Origin of the sequence: Bacteroides acidifaciens (assembly GCF_024623065.1) — a bacterium.
Classification (GTDB): Bacteria; Bacteroidota; Bacteroidia; order Bacteroidales; family Bacteroidaceae; genus Bacteroides; species Bacteroides acidifaciens.
In genome coordinates this window covers 41,020-66,335 of the sequence record NZ_JANJZR010000018.1, presented here as the reverse complement: position 1 = coordinate 66,335, position 25,316 = coordinate 41,020, and the positions used below count along the sequence as shown (strand labels likewise).

Here is a 25,316-nt window from a genome sequence, read left to right as displayed (position 1 = left end):
TTATGACAGAGATTATTCAAGTCTGCCTACTTGACTTTAATAAGGGGCAGCTCATGGGATTGCCGAAAAATCCACGTTTTTTTCGTGATTACCGCTTTGAAGCGATGAAGAAAAGCATTCAGGATTCGCCAGAGATGCTTGAACTTCGAGAACTTATAGTTTTTCCCTACAATGATGGCAGATATATTGTTGTTTGTGGCAATTTACGTTTGCGAGCTTGCAAGGAGTTAGGTTATAAAGAACTACCCTGTAAAATCCTGGCATCTGATACCCCCGTTAAGAAGTTGAGGGAATATGCCACTAAAGATAATGTCAATTTTGGTGAGAATGATTTGGACGTTATGGAAAACGAGTGGAATAAGGCGGAACTCCAAGACTGGGGTATCGAATTTGCCCCGGAGAAGAAAGAGGATGAATTTAAAGAGCGCTTCGATGCCATCACGGATGATACAGCCATTTATCCTCTCATTCCAAAGTATGACGAAAAACATGAGTTGTTTATCATCACCTCAAGTAATGAGGTAGATAGTAATTGGCTTCGTGAAAGGCTGGATATGCAGCACATGAAGTCGTACAAGACCGGGAAAGTAAGTAAGAGTAATGTAATCGACATAAAAGACGTTCGCCATGCCTTGCAAAATAGTAATACCAAGTCATAAGCGCCATGACCGGGTGTTCGCTAAAAAGTTGGTGAACGATCCTATCATTTGCGTTGCTGAAAGTCAAGCTGACTTATATCAACAATTTAACCCGGAATGTGAAATTGTTACTCATCCTGACGACGTTATGGGCCTCATCCCGAAACGTAACTGGATGGCAAAGCATTTTGGAGAACTTTTCATGCTTGATGATGATGTCCATGCCTGCAAACCTATTTATGTGGAAAAAGGAGAACCTAGCCGGATAAAGGATAAAGATAAGATAACTAACATCATTCAGTCATTATATGAAATGGCCAGTATGATGGATGTTCATCTGTTTGGCTTCACCGCTCGAATATCGCCGGTTATGTATGATGAATCCGCTTTTCTTTCTCTTTCGAAAATGATAACCGGTTGCAGTTATGGAGTAATCTATAACAAAAACACTTGGTGGAATGAGGAAATACGTTTGAAGGAAGATTTTTGGATTTCTTGTTATATGAAGTACAAAGAACGTAAGGTTTTAACTGATTTGCGGTATAATTTTGAGCAAAAGAACACTTTTGTAAATGCTGGCGGGCTTGCTTCTATAAGGAATCAGGAAGAGGAACGTAAATCTATCCTCTTTATCAAAAAGAATTTTGGTGATAGTATTTTGCTAAAGAGTGCAACCACTAATGGGAAAGACAAAACAAAGCAGCTCGTTCAATATAATATATCATGCAAATTCAAATTCTAATAGTCTGTAAAAAAGGCGTTTAAATGGCGTCCATTCTGTTTGTCATATTCGCCTTTTTTAGCTAACTTTACTGATGTAATAAACTAAAAGTCAAACCATTAAATTAGAATTATGATTATAAGAACAGTTTGCGGATATGATTTCTTTGAGGTGAGTTCTGCAATGCAGAAAGCCATTAGGCGAGCCGACACCGGGGTAGCCGGCTTTTTTGCATTGGAACTTTGGGCGAGTGGGTACCGCGACTATGTGTGGAAGCGTCTGTTTACCATTAGTGCTGAAGATTGCTATGGAATCATCACTAAAGAGATAGAAGCATTGTGGCAGGGGCATGAGCTGGTAAACAAGACTGCTACTGAACCCAAAGGGAGGATATTTGTCAGTAAAGCTGTTATTCTCCTTTGTGAATGTAGAAAGAATCGTGATGCGGATCATTTGCAAAACTTCATCTATGATAGAAAGGATATTGATATAGAAAAGTGGATAAATGATGTCAGGCGTTACCCTATTCCTATTCCAGATTACACTTTCGATGTACATACACGAAAGGGTAAAAAACATGGGAGAACCAAAGAAGAATTCTTTCAGGAAGAATACAAGGCGTTACAACCTCGTGTTCCTGGTTTATTCGATGATTTGGTTCAACCCAGTCAACCAAAGTTATTTAATGATGAAACCACGGCTAAGTAGCTGTGGTTTCTCATTTTTCATATAAGTCAAACCAATTTAATTAAAAAAATGAACACGTATTACAAATTTGCGCCAAATGTATTTTTGGCAAAGTGTGATGAGAAGCACGAAAAAGGTGAAACTATTGAAGTTACCACCAAGTATGGTAAGGAGAACGAAAGTATAGTATTTAACCTAATCTTCGAAAAAGATGGGTTTTACTATTATTCCATCGTTAGAGCTGACGGCTTTAATGTTCAAGAATGGGCTAAGCAAAGAGCGGAACGCAGGCATGAATGGGCGTCATCGGCAGTACAAAAAAGTAATGAGTATTTTCAGAAATCAAAGAAACATCGCGATTTCCTTTCTTTGGGTGAGCCTATCAAAGTTGGACACCATAGCGAACGAGGACATCGCAAAATGATAGATGATGCCTGGAATAACATGGGGAAAAGCGTTGAGTTTAGCGATAAGGCTGCCGAACATGAAAGAGTTGCGAAGTATTGGGAAAATAGGGCTAATACGATAAACTTGTCCATGCCGGAAAGTATAGATTTCTACGAACATAAGTTGGAACAAGCAAAAGAATATCATGAAGGATTGCAGTCCGGCAAATATCTACGTAGCCACTCTTACACTCTCACTTATGCAAAAAAAGAAGTGAATGAGTTGCAAAAGAAATACGAACTTGCAGTAAAGCTGTGGGGCGATGTTTTCAAATAATTTACTATGAGAGAATTATCAAAAGAAACCTCATTACAAAGGGTAATGAGGGCTTCAGGTCGTGTACCTGTACAATGCTCATGCAGTGTTTGTAAACAACAATGTCATACGCCATGTTTAGGTACTCCTGATGATATTGAACGAATTATTGATGCAGGTTATGCCGACAGGTTAGCGCTGACGAACTGGGCTGCTGGTATATTCTTAGGGGTTATTAATATTGCTATTCCGATGATTCAGCCCGTTGCTGGTAAGGAGTATTGTGCTTTTTTCGAGAATGGACTGTGTATCTTACATGATAAGGGTTTGAAGCCCACTGAAGGACGTTTGTCTCATCACACTGTCAGGAAGGATAACTTCAATCCTGCTATGAGTATTGCTTGGAACGTTGCAAAAGAATGGCTGATGCCGGAGAATGAGGATGTACTTTCTCGTGTAGTAAATAAATTCTTGAATGCGAGGAAGCCATGAATGTGTGTCAATCAATACCTCGTAGAGATTGCAAGGTGTTTGCTAAATGTGGAGCAAAATCCTTATCACATTGCCGGCGGCACCGCGAAACTGATGAGAAGTGTAAAAGTTGTACTCTAATTCGTCGTAAGCCGCGTAATCGGATTATAGATGATTCAGGACGTGAAATGAAAAGATGTACCCATTGCGGAAATTACTTCTACTTGAACCGGTTCTACAATCGTATAGTGGTGAGAAAAGGTAAGGAATACCATTTGTTGACTTCCTGGTGCCGTATGTGTATGTCACAGATTAATAATCAGAGGGCAAAGAAGAAAAAGTGACTTGTCTATTAAATTTTTTGTATGAAATATTATGCTTCAGTCAGCTTTGGAAAGGATTCCTTGGCAATGCTTTTCATGCTAATAGATAAAGGATATCAGTTGGATGAAGTCGTTTTCTATGATACAGGTATGGAATTTCAGGCAATCTATAACACTCGTGATGCTGTTCTTCCAATTCTTAAAAAACTTGGCATTAAATATACAAAACTGCATCCGGAGCAACCTTTTCTTTGGACAATGTTTGAAAGGCCGGTTAAGAAAAGAGGGACCAATATTATCCATAAAAAAGGATATAGTTGGTGTGGGGGAACATGCCGGTGGGGAACGAGTGAAAAACTTCGTGCGTTGAAAGCTCACACAAAAGACGGAATTGATTATGTCGGTATTGCTGCCGATGAGACCCATCGCTTTGAAAAGGAAAAACGACCAAATCGGGTTTTACCACTTCGTGATTGGGGCATTACTGAAGCAGATGCACTCCAGTATTGTTACACAAAAGGCTTTGTTTGGCATGAGGATGGAGTAAGGCTATATGAGCTACTTGATCGTGTGAGTTGCTGGTGTTGTGGAAATAAGAACTTGAAGGAGTTGAAGAATATGTATTTGTACCTTCCATGGTATTGGAAAAAGCTGAAAGAACTTCAGTTAAATACCGATAGGCCCTATCGGCGTAATAGTGGAGAAACCATTTTTGATTTAGAGGAAAGATTTAAACGTGAAATGCAATAGAAAGAGTTATTATGATTCCCATATGTGTAAATGGAAAAGATTATTATAATCGAGAAGAAGCACTTACTGCCTGGTTCGAGGAATGGTTAATGAAACAAGACTTTGAGCAAGACCTTATTGACCGGGAGAAAGAGCTTGAATATCGAAGAACCCATCCAGATTGGGATATTCCCTACGTAATGTATGGAGTTCGTAAAAAACACAAGTCTATTAAGAAGAATGAAATAGCTGTTTTTTATGACTTGTTACCGAGACAAAAGCGTGCTCGTACTGCTGAAACGCATTGGTACAAAGTGCTATACAAGAGAAAGGCTACACCTGAAGAAGTAGCGTCACTCAAGGCAGGAGAATACACTCATAGATATTTGGTATATTCCCTGTTTATTGAGAAGAGGATGACTCTTGACAAGGCTTTGTCCCTTATAGTTGCCGATGACAAGTTGTTAGGTATTACTGATAATACCATCTCTGAAATTGTAACAGCCTTTGAGACTTTCTTTAGCCGTAAGTTTAGAATTTATAAACCCGAATTTACAACCCAACTTAGTTTATTTACGTAATATGAAAACAACAATTATTTCATGTGTGATTTTGTTTGTGTTCCTGTTATATGTAGGGCATTTGTCTATAACAATCAAGCCGTTCACAGTCCAACTTCTATACTGGCATCGTTCGCTCGGACTGTTTTTGTTGATCCTCTCTTTTATAGTATATAATGCCGGTGAACATGCAAAAGGCTACGTCGATGGACTAAAAGAAGGGGAAAGAAAAGTACTTGAATTGTTGAAGAAAAAGACTGAATAAAATGGCGTTAAAAAGGCGAAGTTTCTGTTTGCTAAACTTGTCAATAACGATTACCTTTATAGACGTAAAGCATTAAAAGTCAATCAACATGAAGAGGAATGAAAAAATAGAAAAATTAGAAAGACTAGGTATTTTCAATCAATGGAAATATAATACAGAAAGGGCAAATGAGACATTTAATATTGAGTGTCCTGACTTCTCAATGACAAATGAAGAGCGGATGAACAATTTGTTAGATGTTGATTGCTGTTTTCATCGGTTTCTAGCTATTTCATTCCCTTTTAATGGTACTCCTGAAGGCGTTGCTTTTTGGGAGAATATTGCAAAAAAATAATCTAACTTAATTGAATTGAAATTATGAGTAAAAAAGATTTAATAGAGCAGAACATCACAAGAGTTCAAGAATATGTGAGGGAACTTATTGAAGATGCAAGGTGTAATAATGGTGTTTCGGAAACTCTTGAATCTACTTCAATAATTGTAGGTAATAGTGATGATATCTATGATTTTGCAATTTTATTTGCTTCTAATAGTGAATGTGTTTATTGTGAATTCATAGATAGTAAAATAGAGTACATTGATTGTGAACTAGATTGTGAAATATGCCAATTTGAAGGAAGAATAATTTTTCAATATATAAACGGAAAATTTCATAATCCTGCTAGTCAAATTATCGAACTATCAAAGTTGCTGATGAAAGGCGAATTAAGAGACACAAAAAGTATCTTTTGTTCTATGGTACTTCGATTAATGGATACTGAAGAATACAGTAACAATTATTGTAAATCTTTGGACTTAGTTCTGAGACTGTTTCCTGAAATAGATGGAGAATTGCTAGAAAAGGAATTGGATAAATATATTTAAGCAATACAAAAAGGAATCATTATGAAAGAATATGTTTTAACTAAAATACGTGATACTTTGTACGGTAAGATACCCAATGAAGAAATTTCGACAGTAATTGATTCGGTATCTTTCTGCCTAAGGAATTATGATATAATGGCAAAGGAAACGTCCGTTGTAGTATATGATAATTCCGATTCTCAAATTATCAGTAAATTCTTCATAGCCAAAGCCGTGGAAGGATTATGCCAAAGTTCATTAGACTATTATCGTGTCATTTTAAGAGCGTTTATCTTACATGTAGGAAAACATATCAAGGAAATCGTTACCGATGATGTCCGTGTCTATTTAGCCTATAAGAAGATTAATAAATGTAGTGATAATACTCTTAACAACATTCGAAGAACTTTGAGCAGCTTCTTTACTTGGTGCACAGAAGAAGGTGTACTTGATAGGAATCCAATGCTTAGAATCAAGGGAGTGCGACAAGTGAAGAAATTGAAGAAGCCATTAAGTGAGGATGATATGGAGAGATTAAGGTCTTTGGCTAGGACAAAAAGGAATAAGGCTATAATCGAATTCTTGTTTTCCACCGGCTGTCGCGTATCCGAAATGGTAAATGTGAATCTCGGTGATGTAGATTGGCAAAATGGGCAGATTGATGTACTTGGAAAAGGGCGTAAGTACCGAACTGTTTACTTGTCTGCTCGTTGTAAAATAGCTCTTCAGGAATATGTTGATTCAAGAACAGATGATTTAGAAGCCCTATTTTTATCTGATTATGAGGGAATGTGCCAGCAGATAAAAGATATGAATAAACTATCCCGGATATCCAAGGGAGCAGTTGAAATCATGCTAAGGAATCTAGGAAAAAAGGCGGGTATATCCAATGTACATCCTCATAGACTTAGGAGAACAGCGGCAACTACAGCCCTAAAACGAGGAATGCCAATAGAACAGGTACAGAAGATGTTAGGTCATGAAAGCATTGAGACAACTACTATTTATGCACAATCAACCAATGACGAAGTTAAATTAGCCCATGAAAAATATATTATCTGACATAAATGTAATGTTGAACATAACAGATAGTTATCAAGCACCGGAACGGATAATGAATCTTTTGTTTGGAGAGGAAAAAGAACGAATCAAGGTATTCAAAGACTTTTTGGACTACTTCAAATGTGATGTTAGTTATGATTGGTTCCATGAATACTTTGAAGATGAACATGCTGACCGAAAGAACAACAAGCAGGATTTCACTCCTAAATGTATTTCAACTTTGGTTTCTAAATTATTAGGTTGTGATACGGGCGTAACCTATGAGCCAACAGCCGGAACAGGCGGAATGCTCATTTCAAATTGGTACAATCACCGGAATAGTATTTCATGGTGATACATTAAGAAACGATTATAAGGCAGCGTATATATTAACTAATAAATTCAATTCACCTTGTGACTTTTCAACAGTTACAAGGTGGAAATAACCTTCAAAACAGTGTCGAAAAGGATGATATTAAGGTTATATGTTGGATGCCTATTCTATCTTTCGATGAAATATTGGAAGCCAACAGAGATGTACTAGAACGGATTAAAAAGAAAGGAGACTGATGATGACAGCAAAAGAATTAAGTAAGTTAATCACTACTGGCAGAAAACTGAAAAAGTTTATTAAAGAAACTCTCCCTAAAATCAGAGAAGAGTTTCCAAGCCATAGCAATAGTGGAATAGATAAGCATACAGATGGATTTGGCAGAAGGGAGAGTATTCAGAGTATGAATATAAGTAATCTTTGTTATTCTTCTTTTTCTGGCAGTTATGGAAGTGGAGACACATATTCGGATATAGCAAATATGGATACTGATTTGATGCAGGAATACTTTATCAAATATCTGAATAGGCATAAGGATGAAATAATGGAGGGAGTAGCAGATTTAATGATAAATGATGCAAAATCAGGTCAAGAAGATGCTATTAAGGAAATAGACGAGTATAAAAAATCACTGCTAAAACTATTGGAGGAATAAAATAACAGAAAGGAATAAATTATGCAATACATATTAACAGAACAAGAATATAGAGCTTTGACCCCTATTAGTGAGGTAAATAAGCTCAAAGAAGAAGTACAGCTTCTTAATGATAAAGTTATGGAGCTTAGTGAACATCCATGTGGAAGTGGCGCAGATTATAGAAGTGTAACCTTTTATTGTGATGATTGTCCGATTGGTGCGTTTGGAACCGGAACTTGCACAAAGAGTCAACAATATTCTAAATAACACTCAAAATACAGTCTGTAATGAATAAAAGCAAAAGGCGGGTTGCAAAGCCGCCTCCTGTTTATTTTAGATGGGTACACACTCTGTCACGTATTCAATTAACTAATAACTGTCACTTACGAGATTGAAAAATGCTTCCCATCCTACCGTCTAATTGATTTTGGACATCCATATAGCCCCACGGTAGTAAAGCTATAGGAGTCCTTTTAAAATTATGTTTTTCATAAAAATAAAATTAAGTCGCTTGCACCGTGCAAACGACATCCAAAAGTAACAATTTAAAATAATATGGCAAAAATTTATGTAGCAAGTAGTTGGAGAAATGTATTTCAACAGGACGTTGTAGATATTCTCCGTGATTTAGGACATGAGGTTTACGATTTTAAGAATCCCCCACATGGTAATGGTGGTTTCCAATGGTCTGATATAGACCCTGATTGGCAGAACTGGACAACAGAGCAATATAGAGAAGCGCTTAATCACCCAATTGCGCAGAAAGGTTTTGATTCGGATTTCAACGGTATGCAGTGGGCTGATGTCTGCGTTATGGTTCTCCCTTGTGGTCGGTCTGCTAACACAGAAGCGGGTTGGATGAAAGGTGCAGGTAAAAAGGTGATGGTTTATTCTCCGAAAAAGGAAGAACCGGAACTTATGTATAAGATATACGATTTTGTGAGTGATAGCATATTTCGTATCAATGATGAGATAATTGGAGTATAACTGTTTTAGTAATGAACATCGGAATATTAGCAGTTGACAGTAATTATCCTAATCTAGCTTTGATGAAGATAAGTGCATGGCACAAGGCAAGAGGTGATAATGTAGAATGGTATAATCCCCTTTGTTCTTATGATAAGGTTTATTCAGCAAAGGTCTTTTCGTTTACACCGGATTACGGCTACTACATCAATGCCGATCAAGTCGAGAAAGGCGGTACAGGGTATGACATAAAAAAGGTTCTTCTACCGGAAATTGATAGAATGATTCCTGATTACGATCTGTACAATGTTGATAAGAATTTGGCTTATGGCTTTTTGACAAGGGGCTGTCCTAATCGTTGTAAATGGTGTGTTGTACCTGTCAAAGAAGGAAACATCACTCCTTACATGGATATTGCGGAAGTATCTGCTGGGCGAAAAAATGTGATTCTCATGGATAACAACATTCTTGCATCCGACTACGGTTTGCAGCAGATTGAAAAAATAATCTCCATGGGCGTGCGGGTTGACTTTAATCAGGGATTAGATGCCCGGCTGGTAACGGATGATATTGCCAAGTTGCTTGCAAAGGTAAAGTGGATGAAGCATATAAGGTTTGGTTGCGATACACCTGGACAGATTGCAGAATGTGATCGTGCCACGGCTTTGATTGACAAGTACGGGTACAAAGGCGAATACTTCTTTTATTGTATCCTGCTCAGTGACTTCAAAGAATCGTTTGAGCGTGTCAATCATTGGAAGAACAAAGGCGGTCGGTTCTTACCGCATTGCCAGCCTTATAGGGATTTGAATAATCCACGTCAAATTATTCCTCAATGGCAAAAGGATTTAGCCGGATGGGCTGATAAGAAGTGGGTGTTTAGAAGCTGTGAATTTAAAGACTTTACTCCTAGAAAGGGTTTTAAGTGTAGGGAGTATTTTCAAAAATAAGATTTAATCTTTAGGATTTTATGTTGAACCTAGGTGTGTCTTTAAACAAGATGCACCTTTAGTTTTTGTGATGATGAGAAAAATGATTGTAACCGGCAGTGAGGGATTTATTGGTAAAGCCCTTTGCCGAGAATTAGCTAAAAGGGATGTCGAAGTCATAGGACTTGATCGAAAGTCTGGTATTGAAGCCACAAAAGTATGTGAGCTCTTGAAAAATGGGGGTATTGATTGTGTGTTTCATTTAGCGGCGCAAACTAGTGTGTTTAATGGAAACCTGGAACAAATCAGGAAGGATAACATTGATACTTTCATGCGAGTAGCTGATGCATGTAACCAGTATCATGTGAAGTTAGTATACGCCAGTTCGTCAACGGCGAATCCGGAGAATACCACTTCCATGTATGGAATAAGCAAGTATTTCGATGAACAGTATGCATCTATCTATTGTAAGGCTGCGACCGGATGCCGGCTGCATAATGTATATGGACCTAATCCGCGAAAAAGAACTCTTCTCTGGTTCCTGATGGAAAAGGAAAACGTGTCTTTATACAACTGCGGTCAGAATATCCGGTGCTTCACTTACATAGATGATATTGTCGAAGGCCTTATCTATGCAATAGGTTGTAACCGTCAGCTAATCAACATCTGCAATGTGCAACCAGTGACTACTATGTATTTTGCTACTTTAGTGAAGTACTACAAATCGCTTGAAATTGAGCTGATTAATGAAAAACGGGATTTTGACAATTTGGAGCAATCGGTGAATCGGGGTATCTATTTAGTACCTTTGTCTTACACATCTGTCGAGGACGGAGTAAAGAAGATTTTTGATGAAAGGAAAGGGAAAGATATGTCGTATTGATGACTGGGATAAGCCGGAAGCGGTGAAATGTAAGAGCTGGTCTCATCAGGAACGGTTATGTGATCTGAAAGAAAAGGTATCACTTCATAAAAAGGGTGATATCTATTACATCTCCCAGTTCACTCGTTCCAAGACTGGTACCAGCTTTTCAGAAATTAAACAGTCGGAGGAACTAGCATCATTCTTTGCAGAGAGAGCGTGTGAGTTTCTCCACCGCTTCATAGTAGGGGGATATGAAGGATGGTGTATAGTCACCACACCGCGACGGAGGCACAACGAGGGCTTTCATTTTTCAACCTCTATCTGTACGAAAATTGCGGGGGCGGTGAAAATACCATTCTATGAGAATGCAATCCAGTGCCTAACTAAAGATAGATTGAATCCGGAATTCTTTCTTCTTCGTCCGATAAAGGAAAAGAAAATAATAGTGTATGATGACATATTAACAACTGGCAGCACACTGCTTGCCACCTATGAGCTTTTAAAGGATAGAGAGCAGCTTCTTTTTCTCGTAGGAATAAATAACAATTGATATGGGAAAGCAAGAGAAACCATTAACATTCAAGCAAGAGAAATTCTGTAAATACTACGTTGATACAGAAGGTAATGCTAGTGAAGCATATAGGATGTCTTATGATGCGTCAAAGATGAAACCTGAAACGATTTGGAGTGCTGCTAGCAGATTGTTAGCCAATAGCAAGGTTAGTGCAAGGATAAGTGAGATTAAGCAACAGAGGGCGAAAGAGACTGAAGTAGAGAGGAAAACGGTCGAAAAGGTATTAATGGATATTGTACTCGCTGATCCCGATGATTTACATTATGTAGACCCTGTTACCGGGAAAACAAAGATGAGAAGTCCGTCCCAACTTCCAAAGCGTACCCGTAATGCATTGAAGAAGATTCAGAATAAGAGAGGGGAAGTTGTCTATGAGTTCAACGGTAAAACAGAAGCCGCTCGTTTGCTTGGTGCCTGGAATGGATGGGAAGCCGATAAGAATGTCAATATCAAAGGTGGAGACGGAAATAAAGTCGGTGAACTTCGTATCGGCTTTGATGAAAATGGAGATTCGGAAGAATAGAACAATTTGAACTGCAAAATCCGGTATTCACCCTACAGAGAAACCTTACTTTTAGAACAATATGGTTATAAATTATAAGAAGCTAAATCCTAACGGATTCTATCTATTGAAGTACTTGAATGATGAGACTATCCGTTTTATCATTCTCTATGGAGGTTCATCTTCCGGTAAGTCGTATAGTGTGGCACAAACCATACTGATACAGACATTACAGGACGGTGAGAACACTCTTGTTATGCGTAAGGTAGGAGCTTCTATTCTCAAAACCATTTATGAAGATTATAAAGTCGCTGCGGCCGGTCTTGGCATATCCCATTTGTTCAAGTTCCAACAGAATACTATTAAATGTTTGGTTAATGGTGCGAAGATAGATTTCTCCGGTCTTGACGATCCGGAGAAGATAAAAGGTATCTCTAACTACAAGCGTGTTCAGTTAGAAGAATGGTCAGAGTTCGAGCATCCGGATTTCAAGCAGCTACGTAAGCGTTTGCGTGGTAAGAAAGGGCAGCAGATTATTTGTACCTTTAATCCGATCAGTGAAAGCCACTGGATAAAGAAAGAGTTCATTGATAAAGACAAATGGCATGATGTGCCAATGTCTGTTACCATTGCCGGCAAAGAGTTGCCGAAAGAACTTACCAAGGTCAAATCCGTAAAGAAGAATGCACCCAGGCAAATACTTAATCTTCGTACTAAGCAAATCGAGGAACAGGCACCTAATACAGTTATTATCCAATCTACCTATTTGAATAATTTTTGGGTTGTCGGTAGTCCTGACGGTACGTATGGATTCTATGATGAGCAATGTGTTGCCGATTTTGAGTATGATAGAGTTCACGACCCGGACTATTACAATGTGTACGCATTGGGAGAGTGGGGTGTCATTCGTACCGGTAGCGAGTTCTTCGGTTCTTTCAATCGTGGCAAACATTCCGGTGAACATAAGTATGTTCCAGACTTACCTATTCATATCTCTGTCGATAACAACGTGCTTCCGTATATCAGCGTATCATATTGGCAGGTCGATTTCTCAACTGGTACCAAGGTTTGGCAATTCCATGAAACGTGCGCTGAAAGCCCCAACAATACTGTAAAGAAAGCTTCCAAACTTGTTGCAAAGTATCTGAAATCTATCCAATATTCTGATAGGTTATATGTACATGGTGATGCATCAACGAAAGCGGCAAACAGCATTGACGATGAGAAGCGTTCCTGGATGGACTTATTCATAGACACATTACAGAAAGAAGGGTTTGAGATTGAGGATAAGGTAGGCAACAAGAATCCGAGTGTAGCGATGACCGGTGAGTTTATCAATGCTATCTTTGATTGTACAGTTCCCGGTATAGAGATATACATTGACGAATCATGTTCGGTATCTATTGAGGACTACATGAGCGTACAGAAAGATGCTAACGGTGCCATTCTTAAAACTAAGGTCAAGAATAAAACTACCTTGCAGACATATGAGGAACATGGTCATTTATCCGATACGTTTCGCTATGTTGTTGTGGATTTGTGTAGTGAGCAGTATATAGAGTTTAGTAACCGGCGAAAAAGAAACTTGTATGCTTGTAATGGCACTATTAATTTCTTCAATCCAGATACCGAATGTAAATACACTAAGAAGATTCTATATGTGATGCCGAATGTTAATGGGAAATTTGTCCTTATACAAGCGTTTAGATGTGGAAATAAATGGCATGTTGTTGATGTCGTATTTATGGAAACTACTTCAACAGAAGATATACGTTCTTCTATTTTGTCCCATGAATCTGATTCATGTGTAATTGAATGTACGGATGCTTATTTCCCTTTTATCCGGGGACTCCGTTCTAGTACAAACAAGGAGATTCGTGTAATGAAAGAGTTTCCGGATGTAGACAAGCGTATTGCTGCAACATCTGATTATGTGAAAAATAGTATTCTTTTTTCTGCATCAAAAGTAGAATCTGATACGGAATATGTTGCCTTCATGAATAACCTGATGGACTATAATAAAGATAGTGAAACAAAAGAGGCCAGTGCTGTTTTGAGTGGGCTAGTACAGTTCGTTGTAAAATTAGGTTTGAATTGAATTGTGTTATATGTGATTGAAAATAAGTGTGTTATATCGTTGGAGTTATGTTTTCGTAATTTCAAGATTTTAGTGTTTTGGAAAACGGTTTTTCTTTTTACTTAGTTTTGCTCAAAAAGGAACCCAATGAATATTTTTTTTGATAATCTATTTGGAAAGAAATCTAAGACTAAAGGTGAAGTTGAAATAGTTACTTCATCTGAAAATAAGGATATAGATACTCAAAGTGGCAAGGCTGAAAAATGGTCAGTTGCATACATTGAGGACCTTACTAGTCCTATTGTAGCGGGCAGTAACTATCTAACGCTATTCAGTACGATACCTGAAGTATTTTTCCCGATCGATTATATTGCATCGCGAATTGCAGGTGCTAATTTTCAATTGAAGAAAACTAAGGATGACAGTATAGTATGGGCGAATAAACGAATGAATGGCATACTTAGTCGTCCTAATTGTTTGATGCGTTGGAAAGAATTGATTTATCAGCACCATATTTATAAATTGTGTACAGGGAATAGCTTTATTCGTGCCGCTATGCCTGATGTCTTTTCTACAGCTGAAAAATGGAGATATTGCGATAATTATTGGGTGCTACCTTCTGATAAGACTATTGTAGAACCTGTTTACGGGAATATGCCATTGTTTGGTATTGCCCAAACAGAAGATATTATTCGTAGCTATCGTTTGGAGTATGGTTGGAATGGTAGTTTGGAAATTCCCCCATACCAAATATGGCATGATAGAGACGGAAGTGCAGAGTTCTATTCAGGAGCTATGTTCTTGAAGTCCAAAAGTCGCTTGGATTCACAAAATAAGCCAATATCAAACCTAATTGCTGTATATGAAGCTAGAAATGTAATTTATGTAAAGCGGGGTGGATTAGGTTTTATTGTAAGTAAGAAAACGGATGCTACCGGTTCAATAGCGTTAAATGACGATGAAAAAGAACAACTTTTGAAGCAAAACTTCGAGAAGTATGGTGTAAGAAAGGGCCAGGTTCCTTATGGTATTTCAGACGCAGATATTGACTTTGTTCGTACTAATCTTTCTATTACAGAGTTACAACCGTTTGAAGAAACCTTGGCTGATGCAATAAATATTGCAGGGGCATATGGCATCCCAGCCGTTCTTGTTCCGCGAAAAGACCAGTCCACATTTAGCAATCAGGCTACTGCTGAAAAGAGCGTATATTGTTCAACTGTTATTCCTATGGCCAAACAATTCTGCAAGGATTTTACAGCTTTCCTTGGTCTTGAAGGAGGGGGATATTATTTGGATTGTGATTTCTCTGATGTTGATTGTTTGCAGGAAGGATTGAAAGAATCCGAGGACGTAAAGACAAATATAAATAAACGTTGTCGTGAACAATTCTCATGTGGGCTTATAACACTCAATGACTGGCGTGCCCAAATAGGCGAAAGTATGATAGAAAATCCCTTGTTTGACAAATTGAAATTTGATATGTCAGATGAGGAACTGGATAAAGTAAATCGAGTTTTTAACACTAAAAGTGGAGATGAAAAAGATGGAAGAGAAAATCAAAAGCCTTCAGTACAAGACAAAGGCAAATGATGTTGATGAGAAGGGTATCGTTACCGTTGCGGTGAACGGTATCGGTGTGAAGGACTCACAAAATGACATATCTATGCCCGGCTCATTCAATAAGACATTGAAAGAAAATATTGGTCGGATGCGTTGGTTCCTGAATCATCGTACAGACCAGTTGTTAGGTGTTCCGTTGAGTGGTAAGGAAACAGAAGGTAATTTGGTTATGGTCGGTCAGTTAAATCTTGAAAAACAGATTGGACGTGACACGTTGGCTGATTATAAGCTGTTTGCAGAGAATGGCAGAACACTTGAACATTCTATCGGAGTAAAAGCCATCAAAAGGGATTCTATCGATCCTTGTAAGGTGCTTGAATGGCGTATGATGGAATATTCAACATTGACAAGTTGGGGAAGTAATCCTCAAACATTCCTTGTGAATATCAAATCTGCTACTGCCGACCAGGTAAAGGAAGCTGTTGATTTCGTTCGGAAAGCGTTCTTGCAGCATGGATATAGTGATGAACGTTTAAAAGGATACGATATGGAATTAAGTTTATTACTGAAGAGCCTCAACGGTGGTGCCGTTGTCTCATGTCCTCATTGTGGTCATCAATTTGATTATGATGCAGAAACGGAGCATACCTTTGCCCAACAGGTATTAGATTATGCTGCTGATTATCAGAGATGGATAACACAGGACATTGTAAGGGAAGAAATGGAGAAGCTCACTCCGGAGATTAGAACCCAAGTAATTTCTCTTATTGATTCTGTCAAATCAGAAAAGAAAGAATTTTCTCAAAAGGGTCTACAAGACCTTATGAATTATGTAAGATGTCCCCACTGTTGGGGAAAAGTATATCGTTCGAATGCTATTCTGCAAAACACTTCTGAAGATACCACCGGAAAAAATGAGCCGTCTGTTGACACTCAAGAAAAGAATGACGGGGAAAATGGGAACGATGAAGTGACGATTAAAGCCGCTGATAATGGCACTTTACTCGATTTTAAGAGTTTGAATAGCTGTTTCGAGAATAAATAACTTAAAATTTAAATTTTATGCCAATTAGAAAATTTACAGTATCAGATTTTAATCTGAAAACGGACGGCTTGCCGGCAGAACAGAAGGCGTTTATGGAAAACATCGTCGGCATGATGTGTGAAGTAGTTAACAAGTCACTTGAAGGATTTGCCTCACCGGAGGAGGTAACGAAACAGTTTGGTGACATCAATAATCTATTGAAAGCCTATGATGGAGAAAAGTTCCAGCAATTGATAAAGGACAACGAGCAACTTGTAGAACAAGTTAAAACTCTAGGTGAAAGTATCGAGAAAATGAAGCAGAAAGGTCTTTCTATGGATACTATCAACAAGTTCGATGAGAAGTTGAACGAGATGCTTGATTCTGAAAAATTCAGAGATTTCGCAGAAGGAAAAACACGCAAATCAGGAGAATTTGACGGCTTCTCCTTGAAAGATGTCGTTTCCATGACTGACAATTACACCGGTGATTTGTTGATTACTCAACAACAGAAACGTGTTGTGACTCAGGTTGCCAACAAAAAGTTGCATATGCGTGATGTATTAACGACGCTGACAGCTGATCCTGCATATCCTCAACTCGCCTATGCGCAAGTATATGCTTTCAACCGCAATGCCCGTTTTGTAACAGAGAACGGTCGTTTACCGGAATCAAGTATCAAGGTAAAAGAGATACAGACAGGAACTAAGCGCCTTGGTACTCATATCCGTATCTCAAAACGTATGTTGAAATCAAGAGTGTACATTCGTTCCTACATCTTGAACATGCTTCCTGAAGCTGTTTGGATGGCAGAAGACTGGAACATTTTGTTTGGTGACGGTAATGGTGAGAATCTGCTTGGTATTATTAATAATACTGGGGTGACTTCTGTAGAGAAGATTATTAGTACAGCCATTGTTACAGGTGCCGCTGGTGCTGTAAAAGCTATTACCGGATATAACGGTGATAAGGATGTGATTGTAGAGTTTGCAGAACCACAGGATTTGATTCTTGATGGAATGAGTATCACGTTCGCTGGCGCCGCTGTTCTTACAGAACTGAACAAAACACACGCTCTTGTGAAAATGGAAGATGGTCGTATCCTTATTCCTGGTGTCGCGTTCTCCGGTGCTGAAACGGCTACGGATAAAATGACATTCAGTGTTCATGAAGCCGGCTTTAAGAACATTGAGGAACCCAACTCTGAAGATGTAGTGAAAACAGCTTTCGCCGCAATGACATATGCCCAGTATTTTCCGAATGCTATTATTCTTAATCCAATGACTGTTAACGGTATGGAATCAGAGAAAGATACGACAGGACGTAATCTTGGTATCGTTAAAATGGTTGATGGGGTGAAATATATTGCCGGTCGTCCGATTATCGAGTATGGTGGTATTCTTCCAGGTAAGTATCTTTTGGGTGACTTTAACCAAGCCGCAAATTTGGTTGATTATACCACTTTGACACTTGAATGGGCTGAAGATGTGGAGACCAAGCTTTGCAATGAGGTTGTGCTGATGGCACAAGAAGAAGTTATCTTCCCGATTTATATGCCGTGGGCTTTCGCTTATGGGGATTTGGCCGCATTGAAGACTGCAATAACTAAAGCGTAGGATTATGGATTACATACTTAGAGGTAACGATAAGGATGTAACCAATGTGCTTAAAGAGCAACGCATTCGGATTAATAGAGGGATGATTCAACTCATCCCTATTTCCGAATGTGGTCTTGTTACAGAAGAAGATGCCCGAAAGACATTGGAATGTATGCTTGCAGAGAAAAATGAAGAGATTGGCAGGCTTACTGCATCCATTGCAGAGAAAGATAAGACAATTGTTGAACTGACAGAAGAGCGTGAAACAATGAAAGCTCGCATTGCAGAACTTGAAGTACAGGTGCCTTCTGATGAAAAGAATCTTCCGGTTGCCGATTCAAAAGATTTGCAAGAGGAAGATGCCAAGGAGGTAACTGTTACAGATGATAAAGCCGTTTCCGTGGAAGATGAAAAGAAAACCGGGAAAAGCAAGACTTCTAAATAACTATCGCTATGTTGATTGATGTTTCATATTTTATGTCAGGTCCCAGGCATATTGAGAATGTTTCGGTCGCTGAAATGCCTTCGCCCCAATCTCTTGCTGTGAATGAGGTGATAAATGGGTATATTAAGGCATTTCAGCCCGAATTTCTCCGGAATGTTGTTGGTGTGACTCTTTCCCAAGCTATCACAGATTATTTGGAGCTTATTGAACGGGAAAAGGAAGATTCTTCAGATGAAGTTGATATTTCAGAAGAGAAGGAAGCCCCCCAGTCCGGATATGCAGTATTATGCGAGAAGCTGTGTGAACCGTTCGCTGACTATGTCTTTTATCATATTCTTCGTGACGCAAACACCCAGGCTACAATAACCGGGCTTGTCCGTTTGAAATGTGCTAATGAATATGTAGCTCCTTTGAAGAGACAAGTAAGCACATGGAATAGCATGGTAGAGAAGAATAAACAGTTTGTTGAATGGGCTATGTCGAATGATTGTCCTTTCGATGTGCAAATAACCAAGAATCTTTTGACCCCAATTAATGCTTTCAATTTATGATAGATTTAGATATAACAGAACTGTTTGAGGAGATTGTAAAGGAACTTCCAGAAGGGCTTGAAATCCTCTATCCAAATGGGAAAGGGGGAACTAAAGTTGTGAAGTCCCCAAGGTTGAATTACATCTTCGGTAGCAGTCAATATATCAAAGATATTTTAGATGAATACAGTAAGTCTTCTGCCCAGTCTGAAAGGAAGTTTCCATTGGTTGCACTATTCACTCCAATTAGTGAGGATAGAGGTGACGCGGATTATTTTTCAAAAGCAAAGGTTTCGTTAATTATAGCATGCTCTTCTTGTAAAGAGTGGAGCAATGAGATGCGCAGAACCACATCTTTTAAAAATATCCTTCGGCCAATCTATAAACGTTTATTGGAAGTATTATATGAAGATTCTCGGTTCGACTGTGACTATGACGAAAAAGTGAAACATAGTTATTCAGAAAACTATTCATATGGCAGATACGGAGCCTATACAGATTCCGGTGAGGCTGTGAGCGAGCCGATTGATGCCATAAATATACGCTCGATGGAAATAAAAATTAATAATCTTAATTGTAGAAGAAAATGAGAAAGATTAGAACGTGTAAGGGTTCCCGGATGAACACTGGTAGTTCTGCTTGTAGCATTGACTGGAAAAAAGTCAAAGGTGCTATCTTGACAGAACATGGTGTCAAACTCCCTGCTGATATAACAGGTGAGAAGTTGCTCGAATTGTGCCATGCAGACCGTCCCGGGCGTATTTACCCTATTTTGCCATTCCTGGAGTATGCCAAGAATGGTGGAGAGCCCCAAGTTAATGCTGTAGGGTACGGTGCAAGTGAATACAACGGGCTTAGTGCTCAAACAGACACCTTCACTTTGAAGAAATTTGATGAGGTTTTGAATGCTCAGCTTCTGAAATGTGCCAATAAAGGATGGGACGTTTACTTTTGGAATCAGGATAATATGTTGATCGGTTATAATGATGACACAGATATCCTTGCCGGTATTCCGATGTCTACTGTTTACCCGACCGTGACACAGTACCCGACCAGTAGTGCTAAGTCTGCGATGACTGTTAGTTTTTCACATGAAGATGTGGAAGACAGCCAATTGCACTTTGACTACGTTCAGTTAGACTTCAATCCCAAAAATTTCGTTAAAGGTTTGGTTGATGTTGTGCTTCAAAAGTTGGAGACTGAAAATACCTACAAAATTGTTGAAGTTGTTGGTGGTTATGACCGTACAGAAGAATTTGGCAGTCTTATTGCTGATGGTGCTGCTGAAGTTATGAATAACGTAACTTCCGCTACATATTCGGATGGTGTCATTACCATTGTTCCTAAAGCCGGGGCGGTTCCTTCGTTGAAAGCTCCTTCTGTATTGTATGAAAAAGGAATCAGAGGTATCGAGCAGGTGGCATGAAGGTAGATAATGTTACGTTCGTCGAAGTTGCTGTGAAGGGCATGACGAAGGAAGAGTTTATTAATGCACACATTAAAGTCGTGTGGCAGGAACTGAAGGAAGCTGACCGCAAGAAGAAGCTCTCGGAAGTGTACGATGCGATAACTAAGTAACCGACGGGCTGGGGTGTGATTACAGCCCGGCCCGTTATATTTTTACTGTATGGCAGATTTTGATGAATTACATAGAGTTATTCATTCCATTGCATCCGGGTTTGAAGAGGAATGTATTAGGTGTATGGAAGAACATAAGAATGTGCTCGTTGATTGCATTCAGGAGCAATTATATTCCGGTCTGGACGGTACTGAACATCTATTGAATCCTGATTATGATACTGACACCTATTTTAACGAGCCCGGTCCCTGGCAGAACCGTGCGGAACAATATAAACGATGGAAGGAGAGGATAACTCCACCTCTTAGAAGTGAGATGCTTTATTTGCCACCGCGTCCGGTTGAGGTACCTAACCTCTTTATTACTGGTACTTTCTATGATAGCATAACTGCCGATAGAATTGATTCCGGGCTTCGATTCTCAACGAAAGGATTTACGGACGGTAGTTCTATTGAGAAGAAATACGGTGAGCAGATTTTAGGCATTGGTGATACAGCTAAAGAGTACTTTAATATTATGTATCTCCGTCCCTGGATGGAACGTTTCTTTTCAGAATGTGGATATCGGTAGAAAATGGCTTGTAGTTGCGAAATAAAAAAGATGCAGAGTGAACTGGAACGTATCAGTGATCTTGCAAAGAAAGCAGCTGTCTTGGATGGTTGCATGTATGTCGTTTATCAGAAAGAAGATGGTACCTATGCTTTTGATAAACTAGGAGTTGAGATAAAAGGAAAGATTGTTGAATATAGACATTACCTGTAATTATGGCAGATTTAAAATTAAAAGATTTCGTTGATGAGAACGATTTGCAGAAATTGGTGGAGCTTGATAATACTATTGAGCGTGTGAGGGCTGATTATGTTAATGCGGCCAAAGAATTAGCAAAAGGTTTGAAACTAAATGTAGAAGGCGTTGCTGATCTTGAAAAGTTGAGTAATCTTTATAATACTCAAGCAAAAACGGCTGGTTCTGCATCTGCTGAATTAACCGAGGCTCTTAGAAAACAGTCTGAAATAACTCAAACTGTCAGTAAGAAGATAGAGGAAAAGCTAAATGTAGAGAAATTATCTGCTGCTGAACTGAAGAAACTAACCAAGGCAAACTCGGATAATGCTGCGTCCTTGGAAAAGGCTGCTAAAGCGGAAGCTAACTTGACAAAAGCACAGAATGCCGGCAATATTACACGTAAGAAAGCTGTTCTATCGGAAGAGGAGCGATTAAAGATTATCCGGTCAGCAATAACACTAACTAATCAGGAAGTACACAGCCGTTCCCAGGCAAAGGAAATGAATAAGCAACTTCAAAAGGCTGTTGATTTACTGAAAGATACTGATGAGGATTATATTCGTACACTTGCCCGTCTTAATTCTACAATCGGAATCAACACTGATTACATAAAGCGTAACTCTGATCGGTACACTCAGCAGAAAATGACTATTGGTGCATATCGGGAAGAAGTAAAGGCTGCATGGGTTGAGATACAGAACGGTAATAAGTCCATGCAGAATATGGGTATTATTGCTCGGAATGCAGGAAAAATACTTAAAACGGAGATGGCTCCTGGATTAAATCAGGTTAGTGCTGGTTTGAAAGGGTGGGCTGCCGGTTATATTGGTGCACAGGCTGTTGTTGGAGGGATTGTTAAGATGTTTACGCAACTGCGTGAAGGTGTTGGCTCCATTGTTGAATTTGAATTTGCTAATAGCAAACTTGCAGCGATTTTAGGTACGACGGCTGACAATATTAAAGAATTAACCACTGATGCTAAAAGGTTGGGAGCTACAACCAAATATACAGCTTCTGAAGCTACCGAATTGCAGATAGAATTAGCCAAGTTAGGTTTTACACGGAAAGAAATATTAGATGCAACAGAATCGGTTTTACGTTTTGCTCAAGCTACCGGTGCAGGGTTAGGGGAAGCTGCTTCGCTAACTGGAGCTGCATTGAGAATGTTCAATGCAGATACTCGTGAGACAGAACGTTATGTATCTGCAATGGCTGTTGCTACAACAAAGAGTGCGTTATCGTTTTCATATCTTGCTACTGCACTTCCAATCGTTGGACCGGTAGCTAAGGCTTTTAATTTCTCTATTGAAGATACTTTAGCATTGGTTGGTAAATTAGCAGATGCAGGATTTGACGCTTCAATGTCTGCTACTGCTACTCGTAATATTCTTCTAAATTTAGCCGATACAAACGGTGTACTTGCCAAGTCGTTAGGTGGCCCTGTAAGAACATTACCTGAGTTGGTCGCTGGATTGCAAAAATTGAAAGAGCAGGGAGTAGATTTGAATAGTACTCTTGAAATGACTGATAAACGGAGTGTTGCTGCTTTCAATGCGTTTCTTACCGCTGCCGATAAGATTGTTCCATTGAGGGACCAAATTACAGGCGTGGATAAAGAACTAGCAGATATGGCAGATACTATGAGTAACAATGTTAAAGGTTCTATTGCGGGACTTTCTTCTGCGTGGGAAGCATTTATGCTCTCTTTCTATAATTCTAAAGGACCAATGAAAGAAGTCCTAGATTTCTTGGCAAAAGGATTAAGAGGAGCGGCGTCACAATTAAAGTCTTACTCTCAATTGCAAGATGAAGCAGATAATTCAGCAGTAGCTAGGGCACAAAAAGAAATGGCTTCTTCTAATGTTATAGAGAAGCATCGTAAGAATATGATTCGATTGTATAAAGAGAAACTGAAAAAAGGTATGAGTGCAGATGAAGCCGCTATAGCAGCTAAAGACGAATATCTTCAAACTTTGCAAAGTCAATTGGATTCAGAGAATAAAGAATATTCAAATGGAATAAAGAAAAGAGAAAAACTAGAGAAAGAGGTTGAGGATAGAGGTTCTTTCAGAAAATGGACTATATATGGATGGATTTATGATAAAACTAGAATAGGGCGTACTAAAAAAATAATCGAAGAGGATATAAAAACGGCAACTACTGTTGCCGCTGGGAAAAAAGCTATTGCTTCTATAACTGAGTCAATAATTGATGACTTAAATAAAGTAGACCTCAAACAATCAGAAGTATCTCAAAATGCATCAGGTCAAAGAACTCTCACAGACAAGGAGAAACGAGAACTTGAAAAAGCAGAAAAGGAAAAACAGAAGATTCGTGAAACTTATCAGGAGTCAGAACTAGCTCTTATGGATGAAGGACTGGAGAAAGAACTTGCTAAAATTGGTGTTGCTTACTCGAAGAAGATTGCTGCCGTCAAGGGTAATAGCAAAGAGGAAATTGCTACACGTCAGAATTTAGCTAAGGAAATGCAGGAAAAGCTAGATGAGTTTACTATTAAGTATAATTCTGATCGTGAGAAGAAGGATGTTGAGAACGCTCTTGCTGTTGTAAAAAAGGGGTCCCAGGAAGAACTTGATTTGAAATTGCACCAGTTGGAATTGCAACGTGAAGCAGAAATTGATGCAGCAGAGAAAACAGGTGAAGATGTTTTTCTCATTGACGAAAAATATGCAAAAAAGAAACAAGAACTTTACGAAAGACATGCATCCGATCAGGTTCAATTAATAGCAGAGAATGCGGCGCATGAGCAGGAAATCCGGGATGCTGCATATGTTATGGATACGCTTGCTCTTAAAAAACAGTTAGCTTCTAAGGAAATAACTCAGCAGGAGTATGCAGAACTTGAATATCAGCTAAAATTAAACTATGCACGTAAAACTGCTGAAGCAGCTATTGATGCTTTGGAGTCCGAACTTGCTACTGCCAATTTGAGTACGGATAAAAGGGAGAAACTAGAGGAGAAACTTGCTAAATTGAAAGCAGACCTTGCCCAAAAAGAAGCAGAAGCGGAGATTGAGGCTATCGATAAGGTTACTAAAGCGGATGAGAAAGCTCAGAAAGAGCGTCAGAAAAACTTGAAAAAGTGGCTTCAAACTGCATCTCAAGCTGTGGGGACCATTGGAAACTTAGTCTCTTCTATTTATGATGGACAGATTCAGAAAATAGAGGAAGAACGGGAAGCCAATGAGGAAAAGTATGATGAGGATATTGAACGAATAGAGAACTTAGCAGAATCGGGGGCCATATCTGAAGAGGAAGCAGAAGCACGTAAACGTGCAGCAAAGGATCAGACTGAAGCCAAGAATAAAGAGCTGGAAAGGCAAAAGCAAGAGATTGCGCATAAGCAAGCTGTTTGGAACAAAGGGGTACAAGTAGCAGAAACGGGAATTGCGACGGCTCGTGGTATTATGGAGGCTTTCCAGTTAGGTCCGATTGCCGGTGCTGTTATGGCTGCTGTTATCGGGGCAATGGGGGCTATGCAAGTAGCAACAATTCTTGCTACTCCTATTCCTTCTTATGCAGAAGGTACTAAAGGTAATGATAGGCACCCCGGCGGTGCTGCTTTGGTTGGTGATGCCGGTAAACATGAAGTTATCATGTATTCCGGAAAAGCATGGATTACTCCTGATACTCCAACTTTAGTTGATATTCCTAAAGGTGCGCAAGTCTTTCCTGATGTTGATAAGGTAGATATCTCTAATTTTGATATGCCGGATTGGGACTTTCCTACATTTTCACCGACATATTTTGCATCTTCTTCCGGTGATACCATTGTTTTCAATGATTATTCCCGATTAGAAAAAAGGGTTGATAGAACAAATTTCCTTTTGATGAAGAGTCTTAAAATGCAGCGTCAGGATGCTTCTAACCGTGAATTTGAACTGTATAAGTTATCTAAACTGAAATAGT

32 protein-coding genes are annotated in these 25,316 nt (G+C 39.0%); all 32 read left to right on the top strand.

The window, feature by feature from the left end:
• Positions 1 to 2 precede the first annotated feature (2 nt).
• The 32 genes from NSB03_RS07830 (at position 3) to NSB03_RS07680 (ending at position 25,315) form a co-directional block, all read left to right on the top strand.
• Positions 3 to 659, top strand: coding sequence for a ParB N-terminal domain-containing protein (locus tag NSB03_RS07830; RefSeq protein ID WP_024986970.1), 657 nt, complete (start codon positions 3 to 5; stop codon positions 657 to 659).
• Positions 628 to 1,380, top strand: coding sequence for a GREB1-related protein (locus NSB03_RS07825; protein WP_024986971.1), 753 nt, complete (start codon positions 628 to 630; stop codon positions 1,378 to 1,380). The genes NSB03_RS07830 and NSB03_RS07825 overlap by 32 nt, the downstream gene beginning before the upstream one ends.
• 111 nt (positions 1,381 to 1,491) lie before the next feature.
• Positions 1,492 to 2,067 carry a hypothetical protein gene (locus tag NSB03_RS07820; RefSeq protein ID WP_004300222.1) on the top strand — a complete coding sequence of 192 codons (576 nt, stop codon included), beginning with the start codon at positions 1,492 to 1,494 and terminating at the stop codon, positions 2,065 to 2,067.
• A 48-nt stretch (positions 2,068 to 2,115) separates the two neighbouring features.
• Positions 2,116 to 2,769, top strand: coding sequence for a DUF3560 domain-containing protein (locus NSB03_RS07815; RefSeq protein ID WP_024986972.1), 654 nt, complete (start codon positions 2,116 to 2,118; stop codon positions 2,767 to 2,769).
• 6 nt (positions 2,770 to 2,775) lie between these two features.
• Complete coding sequence (locus NSB03_RS07810; RefSeq protein ID WP_004300224.1) at positions 2,776 to 3,240, top strand: hypothetical protein; 465 nt, start codon at positions 2,776 to 2,778, stop codon at positions 3,238 to 3,240.
• Complete coding sequence (locus tag NSB03_RS20870) at positions 3,237 to 3,563, top strand: hypothetical protein (RefSeq protein WP_008775932.1); 327 nt, start codon at positions 3,237 to 3,239, stop codon at positions 3,561 to 3,563. Before NSB03_RS07810 ends, NSB03_RS20870 begins: the two co-directional genes overlap by 4 nt.
• Before the next feature lie 21 nt (positions 3,564 to 3,584).
• Positions 3,585 to 4,292 (top strand): phosphoadenosine phosphosulfate reductase domain-containing protein, encoded by a 708-nt coding sequence (locus NSB03_RS07805; RefSeq protein ID WP_024986973.1) that lies wholly within the window; start codon positions 3,585 to 3,587, stop codon positions 4,290 to 4,292.
• Between the two features lie 11 nt (positions 4,293 to 4,303).
• A complete protein-coding gene (locus NSB03_RS07800) occupies positions 4,304 to 4,852 on the top strand; it encodes a hypothetical protein (RefSeq protein WP_024986974.1) in 549 nt (182 codons plus the stop codon).
• Position 4,853: 1 nt separating this feature from the next.
• Positions 4,854 to 5,096 carry a hypothetical protein gene (locus NSB03_RS07795; RefSeq protein ID WP_024986975.1) on the top strand — a complete coding sequence of 81 codons (243 nt, stop codon included), beginning with the start codon at positions 4,854 to 4,856 and terminating at the stop codon, positions 5,094 to 5,096.
• Between the two features lie 88 nt (positions 5,097 to 5,184).
• The gene (locus NSB03_RS07790) at positions 5,185 to 5,430 is read left to right on the top strand and encodes a hypothetical protein (protein WP_024986976.1); all 246 of its coding nucleotides are present in this window, start codon (positions 5,185 to 5,187) and stop codon (positions 5,428 to 5,430) included.
• Between the two features lie 23 nt (positions 5,431 to 5,453).
• Positions 5,454 to 5,960, top strand: coding sequence for a hypothetical protein (locus NSB03_RS07785; RefSeq protein ID WP_024986977.1), 507 nt, complete (start codon positions 5,454 to 5,456; stop codon positions 5,958 to 5,960).
• A gap of 21 nt (positions 5,961 to 5,981) precedes the next feature.
• Positions 5,982 to 7,001 (top strand): tyrosine-type recombinase/integrase, encoded by a 1,020-nt coding sequence (locus NSB03_RS07780; protein ID WP_032849494.1) that lies wholly within the window; start codon positions 5,982 to 5,984, stop codon positions 6,999 to 7,001.
• A gap of 10 nt (positions 7,002 to 7,011) precedes the next feature.
• On the top strand, positions 7,012 to 7,335 hold the full coding sequence (locus tag NSB03_RS07775; RefSeq protein WP_209306696.1) for an N-6 DNA methylase: 324 nt from the start codon (positions 7,012 to 7,014) through the stop codon (positions 7,333 to 7,335).
• Positions 7,336 to 7,549: 214 nt separating this feature from the next.
• On the top strand, positions 7,550 to 7,966 hold the full coding sequence (locus NSB03_RS07770; RefSeq protein WP_024986979.1) for a hypothetical protein: 417 nt from the start codon (positions 7,550 to 7,552) through the stop codon (positions 7,964 to 7,966).
• 21 nt (positions 7,967 to 7,987) lie between these two features.
• Positions 7,988 to 8,215 carry a hypothetical protein gene (locus NSB03_RS07765; protein WP_004314110.1) on the top strand — a complete coding sequence of 76 codons (228 nt, stop codon included), beginning with the start codon at positions 7,988 to 7,990 and terminating at the stop codon, positions 8,213 to 8,215.
• A gap of 288 nt (positions 8,216 to 8,503) precedes the next feature.
• Positions 8,504 to 8,935, top strand: a complete 432-nt coding sequence (locus NSB03_RS07760; RefSeq protein ID WP_004314111.1) for a hypothetical protein — start codon at positions 8,504 to 8,506, stop codon at positions 8,933 to 8,935.
• A gap of 11 nt (positions 8,936 to 8,946) precedes the next feature.
• Complete coding sequence (locus NSB03_RS07755) at positions 8,947 to 9,864, top strand: radical SAM protein (protein WP_024986980.1); 918 nt, start codon at positions 8,947 to 8,949, stop codon at positions 9,862 to 9,864.
• 70 nt (positions 9,865 to 9,934) lie between these two features.
• Positions 9,935 to 10,726, top strand: coding sequence for an NAD-dependent epimerase/dehydratase family protein (locus NSB03_RS07750; RefSeq protein WP_135036127.1), 792 nt, complete (start codon positions 9,935 to 9,937; stop codon positions 10,724 to 10,726).
• On the top strand, positions 10,695 to 11,258 hold the full coding sequence (locus NSB03_RS07745) for a phosphoribosyltransferase (protein ID WP_135036130.1): 564 nt from the start codon (positions 10,695 to 10,697) through the stop codon (positions 11,256 to 11,258). Before NSB03_RS07750 ends, NSB03_RS07745 begins: the two co-directional genes overlap by 32 nt.
• A 1-nt stretch (position 11,259) precedes the next feature.
• Positions 11,260 to 11,805, top strand: a complete 546-nt coding sequence (locus NSB03_RS07740) for a terminase small subunit (protein WP_024986981.1) — start codon at positions 11,260 to 11,262, stop codon at positions 11,803 to 11,805.
• 61 nt (positions 11,806 to 11,866) lie between these two features.
• Entirely contained in the window at positions 11,867 to 13,882 is a 2,016-nt protein-coding gene (locus NSB03_RS07735; RefSeq protein WP_024986982.1) for a PBSX family phage terminase large subunit, read from the top strand.
• Between the two features lie 126 nt (positions 13,883 to 14,008).
• Positions 14,009 to 15,454, top strand: a complete 1,446-nt coding sequence (locus tag NSB03_RS07730; protein WP_024986983.1) for a phage portal protein — start codon at positions 14,009 to 14,011, stop codon at positions 15,452 to 15,454.
• Positions 15,408 to 16,469, top strand: a complete 1,062-nt coding sequence (locus NSB03_RS07725; protein WP_024986984.1) for an HK97 family phage prohead protease — start codon at positions 15,408 to 15,410, stop codon at positions 16,467 to 16,469. The genes NSB03_RS07730 and NSB03_RS07725 overlap by 47 nt, the downstream gene beginning before the upstream one ends.
• A gap of 17 nt (positions 16,470 to 16,486) precedes the next feature.
• Positions 16,487 to 18,064 (top strand): phage major capsid protein, encoded by a 1,578-nt coding sequence (locus tag NSB03_RS07720; RefSeq protein ID WP_024986985.1) that lies wholly within the window; start codon positions 16,487 to 16,489, stop codon positions 18,062 to 18,064.
• Positions 18,065 to 18,068: 4 nt separating this feature from the next.
• Positions 18,069 to 18,491, top strand: a complete 423-nt coding sequence (locus tag NSB03_RS07715; RefSeq protein WP_008770950.1) for a hypothetical protein — start codon at positions 18,069 to 18,071, stop codon at positions 18,489 to 18,491.
• An 8-nt stretch (positions 18,492 to 18,499) separates the two neighbouring features.
• Positions 18,500 to 19,042 (top strand): hypothetical protein, encoded by a 543-nt coding sequence (locus tag NSB03_RS07710; RefSeq protein WP_004315582.1) that lies wholly within the window; start codon positions 18,500 to 18,502, stop codon positions 19,040 to 19,042.
• Positions 19,039 to 19,611: a hypothetical protein gene (locus NSB03_RS07705; protein ID WP_004315583.1), complete on the top strand. Its 573-nt coding sequence runs from the start codon at positions 19,039 to 19,041 to the stop codon at positions 19,609 to 19,611. Before NSB03_RS07710 ends, NSB03_RS07705 begins: the two co-directional genes overlap by 4 nt.
• Positions 19,608 to 20,447 (top strand): hypothetical protein, encoded by an 840-nt coding sequence (locus tag NSB03_RS07700; RefSeq protein ID WP_024986986.1) that lies wholly within the window; start codon positions 19,608 to 19,610, stop codon positions 20,445 to 20,447. Before NSB03_RS07705 ends, NSB03_RS07700 begins: the two co-directional genes overlap by 4 nt.
• A complete protein-coding gene (locus tag NSB03_RS07695; protein WP_004300280.1) occupies positions 20,444 to 20,599 on the top strand; it encodes a hypothetical protein in 156 nt (51 codons plus the stop codon). The genes NSB03_RS07700 and NSB03_RS07695 overlap by 4 nt, the downstream gene beginning before the upstream one ends.
• Positions 20,600 to 20,648: 49 nt before the next feature.
• A complete protein-coding gene (locus NSB03_RS07690; protein WP_004300282.1) occupies positions 20,649 to 21,170 on the top strand; it encodes a hypothetical protein in 522 nt (173 codons plus the stop codon).
• Between the two features lie 30 nt (positions 21,171 to 21,200).
• Positions 21,201 to 21,362: a hypothetical protein gene (locus tag NSB03_RS07685; RefSeq protein WP_004311558.1), complete on the top strand. Its 162-nt coding sequence runs from the start codon at positions 21,201 to 21,203 to the stop codon at positions 21,360 to 21,362.
• 2 nt (positions 21,363 to 21,364) lie between these two features.
• Positions 21,365 to 25,315: a phage tail tape measure protein gene (locus NSB03_RS07680; protein WP_024986987.1), complete on the top strand. Its 3,951-nt coding sequence runs from the start codon at positions 21,365 to 21,367 to the stop codon at positions 25,313 to 25,315.
• Position 25,316: the final 1 nt, after the last annotated feature.

What these genes read in the sequence shown, in the direction of transcription:
- NSB03_RS07830 (WP_024986970.1), top strand. Translation starts at nt 3, where the DNA reads ATGACAGAGATTATTCAAGTCTGCCTACTTGACTTTAATAAGGGGCAG.
- NSB03_RS07825 (WP_024986971.1), top strand. Translation starts at nt 628, where the DNA reads ATGCCTTGCAAAATAGTAATACCAAGTCATAAGCGCCATGACCGGGTG.
- NSB03_RS07820 (WP_004300222.1), top strand. Translation starts at nt 1,492, where the DNA reads ATGATTATAAGAACAGTTTGCGGATATGATTTCTTTGAGGTGAGTTCT.
- NSB03_RS07815 (WP_024986972.1), top strand. Translation starts at nt 2,116, where the DNA reads ATGAACACGTATTACAAATTTGCGCCAAATGTATTTTTGGCAAAGTGT.
- NSB03_RS07810 (WP_004300224.1), top strand. Translation starts at nt 2,776, where the DNA reads ATGAGAGAATTATCAAAAGAAACCTCATTACAAAGGGTAATGAGGGCT.
- NSB03_RS20870 (WP_008775932.1), top strand. Translation starts at nt 3,237, where the DNA reads ATGAATGTGTGTCAATCAATACCTCGTAGAGATTGCAAGGTGTTTGCT.
- NSB03_RS07805 (WP_024986973.1), top strand. Translation starts at nt 3,585, where the DNA reads ATGAAATATTATGCTTCAGTCAGCTTTGGAAAGGATTCCTTGGCAATG.
- NSB03_RS07800 (WP_024986974.1), top strand. Translation starts at nt 4,304, where the DNA reads ATGATTCCCATATGTGTAAATGGAAAAGATTATTATAATCGAGAAGAA.
- NSB03_RS07795 (WP_024986975.1), top strand. Translation starts at nt 4,854, where the DNA reads ATGAAAACAACAATTATTTCATGTGTGATTTTGTTTGTGTTCCTGTTA.
- NSB03_RS07790 (WP_024986976.1), top strand. Translation starts at nt 5,185, where the DNA reads ATGAAGAGGAATGAAAAAATAGAAAAATTAGAAAGACTAGGTATTTTC.
- NSB03_RS07785 (WP_024986977.1), top strand. Translation starts at nt 5,454, where the DNA reads ATGAGTAAAAAAGATTTAATAGAGCAGAACATCACAAGAGTTCAAGAA.
- NSB03_RS07780 (WP_032849494.1), top strand. Translation starts at nt 5,982, where the DNA reads ATGAAAGAATATGTTTTAACTAAAATACGTGATACTTTGTACGGTAAG.
- NSB03_RS07775 (WP_209306696.1), top strand. Translation starts at nt 7,012, where the DNA reads ATGTTGAACATAACAGATAGTTATCAAGCACCGGAACGGATAATGAAT.
- NSB03_RS07770 (WP_024986979.1), top strand. Translation starts at nt 7,550, where the DNA reads ATGATGACAGCAAAAGAATTAAGTAAGTTAATCACTACTGGCAGAAAA.
- NSB03_RS07765 (WP_004314110.1), top strand. Translation starts at nt 7,988, where the DNA reads ATGCAATACATATTAACAGAACAAGAATATAGAGCTTTGACCCCTATT.
- NSB03_RS07760 (WP_004314111.1), top strand. Translation starts at nt 8,504, where the DNA reads ATGGCAAAAATTTATGTAGCAAGTAGTTGGAGAAATGTATTTCAACAG.
- NSB03_RS07755 (WP_024986980.1), top strand. Translation starts at nt 8,947, where the DNA reads ATGAACATCGGAATATTAGCAGTTGACAGTAATTATCCTAATCTAGCT.
- NSB03_RS07750 (WP_135036127.1), top strand. Translation starts at nt 9,935, where the DNA reads ATGATGAGAAAAATGATTGTAACCGGCAGTGAGGGATTTATTGGTAAA.
- NSB03_RS07745 (WP_135036130.1), top strand. Translation starts at nt 10,695, where the DNA reads ATGAAAGGAAAGGGAAAGATATGTCGTATTGATGACTGGGATAAGCCG.
- NSB03_RS07740 (WP_024986981.1), top strand. Translation starts at nt 11,260, where the DNA reads ATGGGAAAGCAAGAGAAACCATTAACATTCAAGCAAGAGAAATTCTGT.
- NSB03_RS07735 (WP_024986982.1), top strand. Translation starts at nt 11,867, where the DNA reads ATGGTTATAAATTATAAGAAGCTAAATCCTAACGGATTCTATCTATTG.
- NSB03_RS07730 (WP_024986983.1), top strand. Translation starts at nt 14,009, where the DNA reads ATGAATATTTTTTTTGATAATCTATTTGGAAAGAAATCTAAGACTAAA.
- NSB03_RS07725 (WP_024986984.1), top strand. Translation starts at nt 15,408, where the DNA reads ATGGAAGAGAAAATCAAAAGCCTTCAGTACAAGACAAAGGCAAATGAT.
- NSB03_RS07720 (WP_024986985.1), top strand. Translation starts at nt 16,487, where the DNA reads ATGCCAATTAGAAAATTTACAGTATCAGATTTTAATCTGAAAACGGAC.
- NSB03_RS07715 (WP_008770950.1), top strand. Translation starts at nt 18,069, where the DNA reads ATGGATTACATACTTAGAGGTAACGATAAGGATGTAACCAATGTGCTT.
- NSB03_RS07710 (WP_004315582.1), top strand. Translation starts at nt 18,500, where the DNA reads ATGTTGATTGATGTTTCATATTTTATGTCAGGTCCCAGGCATATTGAG.
- NSB03_RS07705 (WP_004315583.1), top strand. Translation starts at nt 19,039, where the DNA reads ATGATAGATTTAGATATAACAGAACTGTTTGAGGAGATTGTAAAGGAA.
- NSB03_RS07700 (WP_024986986.1), top strand. Translation starts at nt 19,608, where the DNA reads ATGAGAAAGATTAGAACGTGTAAGGGTTCCCGGATGAACACTGGTAGT.
- NSB03_RS07695 (WP_004300280.1), top strand. Translation starts at nt 20,444, where the DNA reads ATGAAGGTAGATAATGTTACGTTCGTCGAAGTTGCTGTGAAGGGCATG.
- NSB03_RS07690 (WP_004300282.1), top strand. Translation starts at nt 20,649, where the DNA reads ATGGCAGATTTTGATGAATTACATAGAGTTATTCATTCCATTGCATCC.
- NSB03_RS07685 (WP_004311558.1), top strand. Translation starts at nt 21,201, where the DNA reads ATGCAGAGTGAACTGGAACGTATCAGTGATCTTGCAAAGAAAGCAGCT.
- NSB03_RS07680 (WP_024986987.1), top strand. Translation starts at nt 21,365, where the DNA reads ATGGCAGATTTAAAATTAAAAGATTTCGTTGATGAGAACGATTTGCAG.